General features: G+C 67.6%; 11 protein-coding genes. 5 read left to right on the plus strand and 6 right to left on the minus strand.

Features of this window, described 5'->3' with window-relative positions; all coding sequences use genetic code 11:
• Positions 1–151: 151 nt before the first annotated feature.
• From QZV81_RS10520 to QZV81_RS02830, 4 genes are all read right to left on the minus strand, one after another.
• Positions 152–373 (minus strand): hypothetical protein, encoded by a 222-nt coding sequence (locus QZV81_RS10520; protein WP_363331579.1) that lies wholly within the window; start codon positions 371–373, stop codon positions 152–154.
• On the minus strand, positions 370–864 hold the full coding sequence (locus QZV81_RS02820) for an ATP-binding cassette domain-containing protein (protein ID WP_363331580.1): 495 nt from the start codon (positions 862–864) through the stop codon (positions 370–372). The genes QZV81_RS10520 and QZV81_RS02820 overlap by 4 nt, the downstream gene beginning before the upstream one ends.
• 166 nt (positions 865–1,030) lie before the next feature.
• Positions 1,031–1,582 carry a hypothetical protein gene (locus tag QZV81_RS02825; RefSeq protein ID WP_292832173.1) on the minus strand — a complete coding sequence of 184 codons (552 nt, stop codon included), beginning with the start codon at positions 1,580–1,582 and terminating at the stop codon, positions 1,031–1,033.
• 5 nt (positions 1,583–1,587) lie between these two features.
• Entirely contained in the window at positions 1,588–2,721 is a 1,134-nt protein-coding gene (locus QZV81_RS02830; RefSeq protein WP_292832176.1) for a S8 family serine peptidase, read from the minus strand.
• 207 nt (positions 2,722–2,928) lie between these two features.
• Here QZV81_RS02830 and QZV81_RS02835 point away from each other — a divergent pair, with 207 nt between their 5' ends.
• The 5 genes from QZV81_RS02835 (at position 2,929) to QZV81_RS02855 (ending at position 10,739) form a co-directional block, all read left to right on the plus strand.
• Positions 2,929–3,606 (plus strand): response regulator transcription factor, encoded by a 678-nt coding sequence (locus QZV81_RS02835; protein WP_292832179.1) that lies wholly within the window; start codon positions 2,929–2,931, stop codon positions 3,604–3,606.
• Entirely contained in the window at positions 3,590–4,972 is a 1,383-nt protein-coding gene (locus QZV81_RS02840; RefSeq protein WP_292832182.1) for a HAMP domain-containing sensor histidine kinase, read from the plus strand. Before QZV81_RS02835 ends, QZV81_RS02840 begins: the two co-directional genes overlap by 17 nt.
• A gap of 163 nt (positions 4,973–5,135) precedes the next feature.
• Positions 5,136–7,880, plus strand: a complete 2,745-nt coding sequence (locus QZV81_RS02845; RefSeq protein WP_292832185.1) for an MMPL family transporter — start codon at positions 5,136–5,138, stop codon at positions 7,878–7,880.
• The gene (locus QZV81_RS02850) at positions 7,877–9,769 is read left to right on the plus strand and encodes a hypothetical protein (protein ID WP_292832188.1); all 1,893 of its coding nucleotides are present in this window, start codon (positions 7,877–7,879) and stop codon (positions 9,767–9,769) included. The genes QZV81_RS02845 and QZV81_RS02850 overlap by 4 nt, the downstream gene beginning before the upstream one ends.
• 646 nt (positions 9,770–10,415) lie before the next feature.
• Positions 10,416–10,739, plus strand: a complete 324-nt coding sequence (locus QZV81_RS02855; RefSeq protein WP_292832191.1) for a hypothetical protein — start codon at positions 10,416–10,418, stop codon at positions 10,737–10,739.
• Positions 10,740–11,566: 827 nt separating this feature from the next.
• Here the strand turns inward: QZV81_RS02855 and QZV81_RS02860 are convergent.
• A complete protein-coding gene (locus tag QZV81_RS02860) occupies positions 11,567–12,637 on the minus strand; it encodes a hypothetical protein (RefSeq protein WP_292832194.1) in 1,071 nt (356 codons plus the stop codon).
• Between the two features lie 125 nt (positions 12,638–12,762).
• The coding region (locus QZV81_RS02865) for an ATP-binding protein (RefSeq protein ID WP_292832197.1) at positions 12,763–12,956 on the minus strand (194 nt) is incomplete at its 5' end.

The raw sequence follows: 12,956 nt of genomic DNA on the forward strand, positions 1-12,956 counted from the left end.
GGCGTGCGGCCATCACGGCACTCCGAAAACACCCACGGACATGTCAGAAGCGCCGTAAAAGCGCCCACGAAGATCGCCAGGATCGTCAGGATCGACCGGGCTTTCGAGCGGAACGTGTTGGTGACGGCGGTGCCGATCAGGTCTGCGGTATTCACGCCGCGACTTCGTTTGCGGTGTCTTCGACGATCTCGCCGTCGCGGATGAGGATGCGGCGGTCGCACCGGGCGGCGAGGTCTTCGTCGTGGGTGACGACAATCAGGGTGATGCCGTTCTCCCGGTTCAGGGTGAATCGGATGTCCTCGACCACCGAACCGGTGTGCGAGTCGAGGTTTCCGGTCGGCTCGTCGGCAAAGATGATCCGCGGGTTGTTCACCAGGCACGGGCGATCACCGCACGCTGCTTCTGCCCACCGGAGAGGTTCAACGCCTTGTTCTTGACTTTGTCAGCCAGCTCGAGCTGCTCCAGCGCGCCGATACCGCGGCGCTTGCGTTCGGCGCGACCGACGCCGGCGATCTTCATCGGCAAGATCACGTTCTCCAGCACCGAGTTGCTGCCGGTGAGGAAGAACTGCTGGAAAACAAACCCGAAGGTCGCGTTGCGGGTGCGGTTCAGCTTCGCGCCGCCCAGCGTACGGGTGTCGACGCCCTCGAGGTGGAGCGTGCCGGTGTCGGGGGCATCGAGCAGGGCGAGCATGTGCATCAGAGTGGATTTGCCGGACCCGGACTTGCCGACGATCGCGACGGACTCGCCTTCGCGGATCTGGAAGCTGACCCCTTTGAGCGCCTCGAACCGGTTCGGTCTCCTGCCGTAGGACTTATGGAGGTCACGTGCCGAGATGATCGGCGCGGGAGCGGGGGTGGTCATGGCTTCTCCTGAAGGTCGGTGGTGGTCGTTGCTCCCGCGGCCAGATGGTGCGGGAGGGGGTTGAATGACGCCTGACTGACGGTCGCCGATGTGCTGGGAGAGGGGCATCGGCGACCGAGAGTACGCGTCAAAGAGCGGGTACATGCGGGAGGAGTCCGGGATCTCGCTAACAGCCGCGCCGCGCGTCGGCGGTGAGCACGACAGTGTCGTCCTCGACGCGGGCGTCCCGCAGGGCGAGGCATCCCGAGTTGACCAGTCCCGACCCGGGTGAAAGTGAGACGCCGTCGAGCACCGAGACGGGAAGTTCGAACCCGCTAGCGGTCACCGAAACGATCTGTGTCGTCAGGGTGCCATCGGAGACCGCGGGACGTACCGCGACCTCGATCGGTACCTCGCCGATCGGTGACTCCCGCACCAGGTCGATGTAGATGTACTCGTCGATGCGAATGTCTCGGATGTCGGCATCCTCCTGTCCTTCCGGCAGGTTCCCGGCGATCGCTCTCTGCAACGTGTCTGCGTCGACTGTGAGGGTCACCGGCATCGACCCGGATACGAGGCCCCAGAGCACAAGTCCCGCGGGAGCGACGGCGACGCCATCGGGTGCCGATTCTGCGAGCCGCGAGGACACGGATGCTCGCGCCACACCCTCGCCGATAGCGAGTGCCCCAACCACCGTGATGAGTGTCGCGGCCAGGAGGATCCAGGTTCGTCGGCGCATCCGTATCACCTCCGCCGCACTGCGTATGCCGCGGCGATCACCGCGGTGAGGGCGAGCACGACGAACAGGCCGATGACGACGGCGAAGAGCCACTCCCCGCGGTCGGGCTCGTCCTTGGCCGCGGCGATGATCACAGACCCGTCCGTCGTCGGCGCCGACGACGTTGCCGAGGATGAGGGCACCGTGACCGGAGTGGACGGCACCGCACCCACCGCAGCCGCCGCGTCGAGTATCCCGGCACCAGCGCGAGGATCATCGGTCGGCTGTGCGGTCGCCTGTATGAGCTCGACGACCTCGGAGGGTGCGGCGCCTGCTTGGATGAGCACGGCCGCTGCCGCGCTCACGAACGGGGCAGCCATCGACGTGCCGCTGAGCGTCGCGATGCCGCCCGTCCCGTTCGGGAACAGACTGGTAGGTTCGTGCGGCGCGGTTGAGGCCACCTCGACACCGGGTGCCGCGATCGCCCGCGAGTCGCCGATGTTGGTGAATGTCGCCGGGAGGCCGGTGTCATCCACAGCGACGACGACGAGCGCGGGAACGCCCACCCGGAACACCTGCTCGTACTGCGAGTCGTTTCCGGCCGCGGCAACGACCACCGCGTGATCCGAGACCTCGCGGATCGCGGCGGCGATCGGGCCGTCCTTGCGGATGCGGTCCAGCCGTCCCGAGTCGCCGAGCGACAGATTGATCACCTGCGCGCCGTGGTCTGCCGCCCACCGGATGCCCGAAGCGATCATCTCCTGGCTGCCGGCGCCCTCGGCGTCGAGCACCCGCACGGGCATGATCGACGCGCCGGCGGCCATACCGGTGCTGCCGGACACCACACCGGCGACATGGGTGCCGTGGCCGTTGAGATCGTCGGGAGATGCCTCCTGGTCGACGAAGTCCCACCCCGCGACGAGGCGGTCGGCGAGCATCGGATGCTCGAGGTCGACGCCGGTATCGACGATCGCGACGACGACTCCGGTGCCGTCCAGGCCGGGCGGGAGCTCCGCGAACCCGCTGATTTCGCGCTGCGCGGTGTCGACCGCGGACGCAGCATCCGGCCACCCGACGAGCCCGACCGACCACAGCGCACACGTCGCCGCGAGCGCGAGCGCGGAGCGCCGCAGCCACGTCGCTCCGGCCGTTGCGGGCATTGCGGCCGGAGCCTCCGGCGGTTGCCGCTGGTGTGGCGCGCTGTGCGGCATCCGTCTTCTCCTTCGTCATGGCGTTCTGTCGCCGATATGAGGATGCTCTCCCGACATTGTCAGGGGATTGTCACGTCAGGGTTCGGGATCGATGATTCGTGCCGGCGCGGCCGGGCCTGTGGGTGCGAATGCGGTGCGATGAGGTTGGATGGGAGCATGGATGACGTGCGCGGCGTCGTGATCGTGGCGGAGGATGACCGCTCGATTGCCGAACTGGAGCGGGTCTACCTGACCCGCGCGGGGTACGGCGTGCATGTCGAGGCGGACGGGGCGCGCGCGTGGGATGCGATCACGCGGATGAGCCCGTCGGTCGTGATTCTCGACGTCGCCCTGCCCGGCATCGACGGCATCGAGCTGTGCCGACGCATGCGCGCAGGGGGCGATTGGACCCCGGTGATCTTCGTGACGGCGCACACCGACGAGATCGACCGGCTCCTGGGCCTCGAACTCGGTGCCGACGACTACCTCACGAAGCCTTTCTCCCCTCGCGAACTCGTCGCGCGCGTGAAGGCACTCCTGCGCCGCGCGAACCTCGTGGTGCCCGCGCCCATCCTGGAGTTCGCCGGCATCCGTGTCGACCCGGTTCGGCGATCGGTGACCGTAAGCGACCAGCCGGTGGAGCTTACGATGAAGGAGTTTGATCTGCTCCGTGTACTGGTCGAGCAACCTGGACGCGTCTTCACGCGAGCGCAGTTGCTCGCGGCGGTGTGGGGGCAGGTCGAGTACGCGTCGGGGCGAACCGTCGACGTGCACGTTGCGCAGTTGCGAGCGAAGCTCGGTGCGCACTCGCCGATCCGCACCGTGCGCGGGATCGGGTATGCCGCCGGCCTCTGACGGGCGGTCACGCCGCGCGTGGTCGCTCGCGGCTCGCATCACGGCGCTCGTCGTCAGTGCGACGGCCGTCGTCGCAATCGTGGCCGCGGTGCTCACCCTCCAGTTGTTGCGCTCCACGATCCAGGAGCAGACTCGAGCCGAGTTGGTCAGCCAGCTCGCCCTGGTGGCCGCCTCCGATGATCCACAGCTCGCGCGTCAGTCGGCCATCGCATGGGCCGATCAAACGGGTGCCATGTGGGCGGTCATCGATGCGGACGGGGCGGTCTCGGGCACAGCGACCACTGTGATCGACGACGAGCTGATCGCGCGGCTCCGAGCCGCGGGCGATGTGTCGGATGTGCAGCTGCGACCGAGCGAGCCGGTCATCCTCGAGGGTGAACTCATCGCGGGCGAGGGGCTCGTGCTCGCTCGCACCGACTATGTCCTCGCAAACGCGAGCCGCGAACTCATCCAGCGAGTCATCCCCGTGCTCCTACTCGGGTTGTTGGGCGCGGTCCTTGCCGCAGCCGTTCTCGCACGCCGCATTACGCGTCCGCTCGTGCAGACCGCGGCAGCCGCTGACCGCCTCGCTGCGGGTGAGCGCAGTGTCGGGCTTCCGGCGTCCGAGATCCCCGAGGTGCACAGCGTCGCGGACGCGCTCACCGCGCTGGACGAAGCGCTTGCGGCGAGCGAGGGGCGTCAGCGGGAGTTCCTGCTGTCGATATCGCACGAGCTGCGTACGCCGTTGACGGCGATCCGCGGGTATGGCGAGGCGCTCGTTGACGGTGTCGTCGACGCGGATGCCGCCGGGGCGGTGATTGAGAGCGAGGCGGCGCGCCTGAGCAGTTTCGTCGATGATCTGCTCGAGCTCGCGCGGCTCGAGGCCGACGATTTCACGATCGAACTCTCTCGCGTCGACCTTGCCGATGTCGCGCGCGCGGCGCACCGGGCGTGGCTCGGGCATGCGAGCGGACTCGGTGTCGAGCTGGGACTCGCTGCGGAGTCGCCGTCCGCCGTGGTCGAGACCGACGGGCGGCGCGCGCGCCAGCTGGTCGACGGTCTGATCGAGAACGCGCTGCGGGTGACGCCGGAAGGCGGCGCAGTGCGCATCGCCGTGGCCGGCCGGGTGATCCGCGTCGCGGACAACGGGCCCGGACTCGCCCCCGACGACCTCGCTCATGTCTTCGACCGCGGCGTCCTGCGCGCACGGTACGCGAACGCGCGCCCGGTCGGCACCGGACTCGGGCTGAGCATCGCCGCGCGCCTCGCCCCGCGAATCGGGGCCTCGATCGCGGTGGGGGCGGGGTCGTTCGCGGGCGGTGTGAACTCCGCGGACGCCGCAAGCGTGGCGGGTCGCGCGGGAACCGAGTTCCTGGTGACCTGGTAGGGGTAGCCACCAGTCTCGGGGTCGTCACGACCGCGAATGTCAGGGCTTTGTCAAGTCTTGGTTCACGGGGCGTGAGGATGTGCGGAATCGGTCATCGACTCGTGCCGCACACGGATTGGATAGGAGTCGGCCGCGCGACTGCGACCCCTACCGAAGGAGCGCCGTGTCGAGCTTGCTGTACCGCGTGGGAATGTTCTGCGCCCGCAACGCGCGCTGGGTGATCGCCGCCTGGATCGTTCTGCTGGTCGCGCTCGGAGCCTCCGCGGTCGCGTGGGGCGGATCGCTCGAAGACGACTTCTCCATCCCCGGCTCGCCTTCCCAGGAGGGCATCGACACCCTGGAGGAGCGGTTCCCGCAAGCGAGCGGAGCGAGCGCGCAGCTCGTCTTCGGCGCTCCCGAAGGCGAGCTGATCGACACCGCTCCCTATCGAGAGCAGGTCGACGATGCTCTCGACAGAGTGCGGGACGTCGACCTGGTCGCCGACGCCGACGACCCGTTCGAGAGCGTGTACTCCATCTCGGGGAATCGGCAGTTCGCTCTGGTCACCGTGCAGTTCGACGTAGCGCTCAGCGACCTGCCGCAAGAGACGCTCGCCGAGCTGCAGGATGCCGCGGCCGTCGACGACGTGACGCTCGACGTCGGGGGCCAGGCGTTCACCTCGCGCGGCGTGGGCCTCAGTCCCATCGAGGCGGTGGGCATCGTGATCGCGTTCTTCGTCCTGCTCGTGACCTTCGGATCCGCGCTGGCGGCCGGCATACCGCTCCTGATGTCGATCGTCGGCGTCGGCATCTCGTTCGCGGGCATCCTCATCGTCGCAGCGCTCACGCCCGTGTCGACCGCGACCCCGAGTCTCGCCCTGATGATCGGCTTGGCAGTCGGCATCGACTACGGCCTTTTCATCCTCTCTCGGCACCGCTATGAGCTCTCCCACGGAGTCGCCGTCCGCGAGGCGGTCGGCCGCGCCACGGCAACCGCAGGCTCCGCCGTCGCCTTCGCCGGCGTCACGGTCATCATCGCCCTCACGGCACTCAGCGTCGCGGGCATTCCGTTCCTGAGCATCATGGGTCTGGCGGCCGCGGCCACCGTGGCCACAGCGATGCTCGCCACCCTCACGTTCCTCCCCGCACTCCTCTCGGCGTTCGGCGAGAAGCTGCGCCCGAAGCGTGCCGCATCCGAGAAGGCTCCCTCGCGGCTGAGCCGCACATGGGTCGGCATCACCAAACGCCATCCGGTCATGACGATCATCGTCGCCTCGGGCGTGCTGCTCGCCCTCCTCATCCCCGCTGCCGACCTGCGACTCGCTCTCACCGACAACGGCAGCGCCAATCCGGGCACTCCCGCTCGGGACACGTACGACCTGATCGCCGAGGAGTTCGGGCCCGGCTACAACGCACCGTTGATCGTCACCGCAGACATCATCACCTCGACCGACCCGCTCGGCACGGTCGACGCGATCGAAGCCGACCTGCTGGCCCGGGAGGGTGTCGCCGCCGTCACACGCGCAACCCCCAATCCGGATGCCGACCTGGCCCTGTTCCGAGTGATCCCCGAGCATCCGCAGGGCGATCAGCGCACGGTCGACTTCGTGCACGAGCTGCGCGAGGACGCGTCCTCGATCGAGGAGGAGCACGACGTCAGCGATGTGACCGTCACCGGCATCACAGCGGTCTCGATCGACACGTCCGAGCGGCTCACCGCCGCGCTCGTGCCGTTCGCGATCATCGTCGTCGGGCTGTCCTTCCTGCTGTCGCTTCTCGTGTTCCGCTCGATCGCGATCCCCCTCAAGGCCACCTTCGGGTTCGTGCTGTCCGCGAGCGCTGCCTTCGGGGTGGTCAGCGCGATCTACAGCTGGGGATGGTTCGCGGACCTCTTGAACGTGCAGGCGCTCGGTCCGGTGATCAGCTTCTTCCCGATCATGATGATCTCCGTCCTGTTCGGCCTATCGATGGACTACGAGGTGTTCCTCGTCGCGCGCATCAGAGAGGAATACATCCGCACCGGCGACGCGGTCCGTGCCATCGACGAGGGATACCGGCAGAGCCAGCTCGTCGTCAACGCCGCCGGAATCATCATGATCGCCGTGTTCGTCGCGTTCATCCCGCACGGATCGGCGGCAGTCAAACCCCTCGCGATCGGCCTCGCGGTCGGCGTGTTCGTCGACGCGTTCATCGTGCGGATGAGCCTCGCCCGCTCGATCCTCTATCTGCTCGGCGACCGTGCCTGGTGGCTGCCTGCCTGGCTCGATCGGCGTCTGCCGCACCTCGATGTCGAGGGTGCAGCCGTCGAGGCTGATCTGCACGCGCGCGAGATCGCGGAGACCGAAGGCGAGCGCGCGGTGAAATGCGCGCACCCACCACTGGACGTACGTCCCGGCGAGCGCGGCTGGTACGCCGAGGCCGACGACGATACGCGGCACCTCATCACTGCGGCCATCGCAGGTCGCACCACCGCACCCGAGGGACTCGTCGTTCTGGGCCAGGCGATGCCGGCAGGGCGGGGGCGCGCACGTCGCGAAGTAGCGCTCGCCACCGCCGTCCCGTTCGCCGACACCGTCCCGCCGAGCGCGACAGCCGATGCAGTGGTGCGCCGATACCTCGTCGCTCGCGGTGTCCGCGACCGGTCACAAGCGCGGAGAGCCCAGATCCTGACGGATGCCGGCGTGCCGGCCGCGCGCAGGGACTGGACGCCCCTCGACAAGAGACTCCTCGACCTCGCACTCGCCGAGGCGGCGGGCGCGAACCTGCTCGTCGTGGACGACCTCGATGTCGGTCTCTCGCCCGCCGAGTCGGGTGCGCTAGAGCGCGCCGCGTGGGCCTGCTCAGTTCCCACAGTCCTGCTCGCCGCACGCGGCGGCCAGCCCTTCACCGGCGATACCGCCGACGTCGTCGAAGGAGTGCATGCTCGATGAGCACGTTCAACAGAACCCTGATCGCGACGACCGCTGTCGCGATCGTCATGCTCGTCATCGCCGGATTCTTGATCGGCTCTCTGTCGAACCGGGCGAGCGCCACAGACGCCGTGCCGGTCGCGCTGGTGAACCTCGACGAGCCGGTAACCGTGGGCGAAGGCGACGATGAGCAGACGATCGCGGCCGGCCGGTTGCTTGCGGCCGAGATCACCCATGGGTCGGACAGCCTGCTCGCGTGGACGATCATCGACGGCGAAGCCGCCGATGTGTCGCTCGAGGAGTACGCCGCCGTGGTGACGATCCCCGAGACCTTCTCCGAGACCATCTCGGGTCTCAGAGAAGGAACGCCGGATACGGCATCGATCACCCTCGAGACCGACGCCCCCACGAGTCCGGTTGCCGCCCGTGTCGCCACCGAGGTGACGACGGCATCGACACAGGTGTTCGACGACGACTTCACGTCGACCTATCTGGAGGGCCTGCTTCTCTCGTACGACGGGATCTCAGACGCAGTCGGCGAGTCACGCGAGGGTGCGGTGGCGTTGGCGGATGCGGCAGGCGACATCGCGGACGCGTCGGCGTCGCTTGCCGACGGCGCCGCTCAGGTCGCCTCGGGCACGCAGGCTGCGCAAGACGGCGCGTGGTCACTCGCGGACGGCGCGGCATCGGCGCAGGACGGGGCGACCGGGGTCTCCGACGGCGCATCGAGTCTTGCCGCAAGCCTGTCCGCACTGTCATCGAGTTCGTCGTCGACGCTCATTCCCGCCGCGGAGGCATCGGCATCGGCATCGGCAGGGGTCACAACGGCACTCGCCACGCTCGCGAACGCGTGCCCACCCACCGCGGGAGCAGCCTACTGCGCCCAGGTCGCGGCGGCGGCGCAGGCGAGTACGGGAGCGGCGCAGGCGTCCTCGGGCACCGCGGCAGCGGCAGCCGGCATCACCGACGCACTGGGAGCCTCGGCCGTCGGCGCCGCGTCACTCGCCGACGGCGCCGCGTCGAGCGCGACAGGGACCGGGTCGGTGACCGCGGGTGCGGTGTCGCTCGCGGAAGCCATGGCGGAGCTCTCGTCGAGCACCGGTTCGCTCTCGCAGGGGGCATCCGATCTGAGCGCGGGAGCGGTGTCGCTCGCCGACGGCGCCGACTCGCTCGCCGGCGGGCTCGCCGAGCTCGAGGAAGCCGTGCCGACCTACGGAGAAGACGCCGCGGTCGAGCTCGCCGAGGCGGTCGCCTCACCGACATCGATCGACGCGATCGGGCAGGATGCTGCGGGCCGTACCGCCTTTGCGGCACTCGGTGTCGGGGTCGCGCTGTGGATCGCCATCGCGCTGATGTTCCAGCGCCGGCCCGCGGTGCCCGAATGGGCGCTCGCATCGGGCGGATCGACGCTGCGAGTGGTGCTGCTGGGATTCGCTCCGCGCGCAGCAATCGCGGCCACGGCCGGCTTCGTGCTGTGGCTGGCGCTCCTGGCGGCCGGCGCGACAGGCTCGGGTGCGGGAGCGCTGCTGGGGGTGATCATCCCCGGAGCGATCGTGCTGACCGCGGTACTGCAGGGGATCCACGCTGTGTTCGGGCGCAGGGCATGGGTCGTGGTCGTCGGGCTGGGGATCGTTCAGGTCATCGCCGCATCGCTCTACGCACCACTCGCGACGGCGCCAGGGATCCTGCAGTCGATGTCGGATGCTCTGCCACTCTCGATCGTGATGAAACTCGCGCGCGATGCGGTATTCGGGTCACAGCTCGCCGGATCGGGGGCAGGGATGACACTCGCAGTATGGCTTGTCGCGACGCTCACGGCATCCACGTTTGCAGCCCGCCTGCACGCGTCGCGCCGCGCGGCACGGCGAGCCATCGTGGGTGAGACAGCCGCTGCGTCAGGTGTGGCATAAGCCGCACGTCGCGAGGGGTCTGTCCGCAGCGTTTGGCGCATGCTTCCACCTCAGAGACGTCCATGGCTACCCGATGCGCCTCGGCGCGAGCCTTCTTCGAGTGATCAGCGTCCAGCCCAGCTTTGCCCGACGGGTTCCGAGCGCATCGGCCACGTCCGTGCAGACGGGCCACGTCGAGCGCGACGGCCCCCAATCGCAGCAGCATGCGCACGAAGCTCGACTCCGGGTCCGACGATCGCATCCAGGACCCGCGAGTGCACCCCTCCACAGCGATCGGACACTCGGCTGGTCTGATCCCGATCGAACGAACGAACACCAACAGGCCCCTGCACGTAGCCGCCCGCTGTCGGCGACGACTCGCACCTCATTCCACGAACGCGACCGGATCCACGAGGGAGCGCAATCCCGCTATCGCCTTGCACGAAACCACCACAAATACGTAACTCGCGTGATACCGAATCGCTCTTGCGAATCGGAGTATTACGTACTACGTGACGTACGTTCTAGTGAACGTCACATTCACTGTACTCTCGAAACGACCAGAATCAAGTTGTGTACGTCAGATAGACAACACCGGGAAGGAAGTCGGCTCGGAATCACCTTCGCGCACGTGCCGGACGTCGGTGACGTATGCGAAACTCGGGGCATGACGATAGTGGAGCCGATCGCACCAGCGGAGTCGCGGCTGTTCTTCGGAAACAGCTACATGAACGCTGTCGTCATAGAGATCGCCGCCCTCGAAGGCGACACCTTCTCACCCAAGCAGATCGTCGAAGCGACCGGGCTGCTGGGAAGCATCGTCCACCCACTGATCCACAAGCTCCGCGACGCACACTTCCTCGAGTTCGTCGGACGCGTCCCCGGTGAACGTACCCTGCTGTACCGGATCCGCGACAACTACTGGTGGGAAGCCGCGCGACGCTATGCCGCCGACCGCCGTGTGGCCGACGAGCCGCAGCACGCTTCCTGAGAGGGACCGGAGGAGGCTGACGTGACCCCGTCCGCGGCACTCGTACCGAGTCCGCTCCACACCCGCCGCACTGACCCATTAGCGCGCGGCTACGCTGATCGAGTGTTCCTCGAGAGTCATGCGCTAGTCGAGTTGGGTGAGTCCGCCCAACGCGGCCAACGATTCTCGCCGATCCGCGAGCGGGAGCTTGATCCTGCGCTTAGATCGCTCGCCCTCCGACTGCCGGGTGCTGAACAGGGCATCGTCCTCGCCCCCGAGTTTCGCGGAGCCCGCGGCGTCGTCGATCTTCTCGCTGTCACTCGCGTGGGCGACCGTTTCGCGGAGAGGATTGCCACCGACATCCCGTTCGTTACCTCAGAAGCCGACAGTGCTTTGCTCGCTCGGCTTTCACCACGTGCAACGCGCACACCGGAGCCTCTAGGACGCACGCTCGGGGTAACGGAACGCCAGACCCTCAGCCGTCTGCGAACACTCGCGCGCGCGAGGGCGGCGCAGCACTCTGGGCGGGGGTATCGGCGGGCCGACGGGCTCGATCCGATCGGCCGAGCGTACGCGCTCGAGGCGAAAGTGCATGACTGGAGGCAGGGGCTTTCGCAGGCCTTCCGCTACGCATCGTGGGCAGATGCTGTTGGCGTCATCCTGCTAGAGCCATCCGACGTTGAGGCAGTCAAGTCACAGTTCCGAGCGATGCGGATCGGTCTGGCAATCGGCGACTCCTGGCTCGTCCGGCCGGTGATTGGCCGGCCAGATCCAGGTCGTCGCCTGGCTCTGTCAGAGCAACTCGCCAGCACCATCGCCTCGACCGTCACTGCTGCGCAGCCGAGACACTAGAGGCCCTCGGCCTCTGCGTAGGCGGCGACTATCCCGTCGGGGTCCTCGCACCACGCACGCTTGTCCTGCTGGCGGACCACTCTCGGCACGTTCTGCATGATCTCTTCGAAGGCATCGGCGGCGGTCCCATATCGAGCACGCATATTGGCGACGCGATCTTGCCGGTCGGTGATTGCTGCCACAGCACGAACAACCTCGCTCAATTGAGAGAGGTGGTGCGCGCGCTCTATGTTGTCGCTGGGAGGCATCGGTCCACCTCGGATTGCCGAAGCGCGCGCCGGATTCCAACGTTCCACTGCTTCGGCCATGTCTCGGCGCAACACCGCATGAAGCCCTCCTTGCGTGACGTAGGAAGCCGGAATGCGAGGGCCAGGATTGGAGTCGACTCGGAAAGTCTGCGGGTCGAAGCACCGTTGACCTCGATCCCAACCGCTACCGAGTGTGTCCGCGCCTGCAGCAATGGCGGGCAGTCCCGCATAGTCGGAGTAGGCCAGAATCACTCGCGAACGCAACGAGAGCGAATGAATAGTTCGCGCCAGCCCAACGTGGGCCTCAGAGTTGCTGAAATCGGGCACCCCGTCGATCAGCACCTGGTTAGCAAGTGTGAGCACCCACGTCGTCGCCCGAAGCCCGGCGAGGGTGCCAACGAAAGCGTCGAGTTCCGGGCCCCCCGCCCAGAAGCTGTGAGTTCCAGCCAGCGACTGCCACGCTGAGGGATCCAGGCCCCGAGCCAGGGTGGCGGTCTCAAGCACCTGGTTCGCCTCCGGCGAAGTCGGCGAACTGAGCACCAGGGTCGGTGTGAGCAGCGGAACCCCAAGCCCAACCTGGTAGCCAAACACTCGCTCGACATGCTCGAGCCGCATCGCCGGAGTGTCAAGACCCCGCCCCGAACCACCCCAAAGCTCCCACTCGTCGTAGAAGTCGGTGCGATTGGTCGTAGGCAGCTGCCGAGCGTGCGTCATCACATCGAATAGCACTTCGCCGCCGACGGCGCGGACGTCATCGGCAACCTCACGGACGTTTGGATGCCGGGGCTTCGAGATGCGCGGAGTGGTGTCAATGGCCATTTGGAACTGCCCGTGGGCGGCCAGCAGAAATGCCCGCTGGTGGCCACGAAAACTGCCCACTCATGGCCAACAGATCTGCCCACGAGGGACTCGGTGGCATCGGCCATGAAGCGGTCGTACTCCGGTCAGGTCATTGCGGTGACTCCCTTCCCGGCGAGGGCTTGAGTGAGCCGGATCGATTCGCCCGTGGTTTGGCAGACGTGCGCGTGGTGCAACAGCCGGTCAACGGTCGCCGTCGCGAGGGTTTTGGGCATGAGCGCATCAAAGCCGGCCGGGTGCAGGTTCGAGGAGATCGCGATGGAGCGTTTCTCGTAGGCGG

The organism is Microbacterium sp., from assembly GCF_011620665.1.
Classification (GTDB): domain Bacteria; phylum Actinomycetota; class Actinomycetes; order Actinomycetales; family Microbacteriaceae; genus Microbacterium.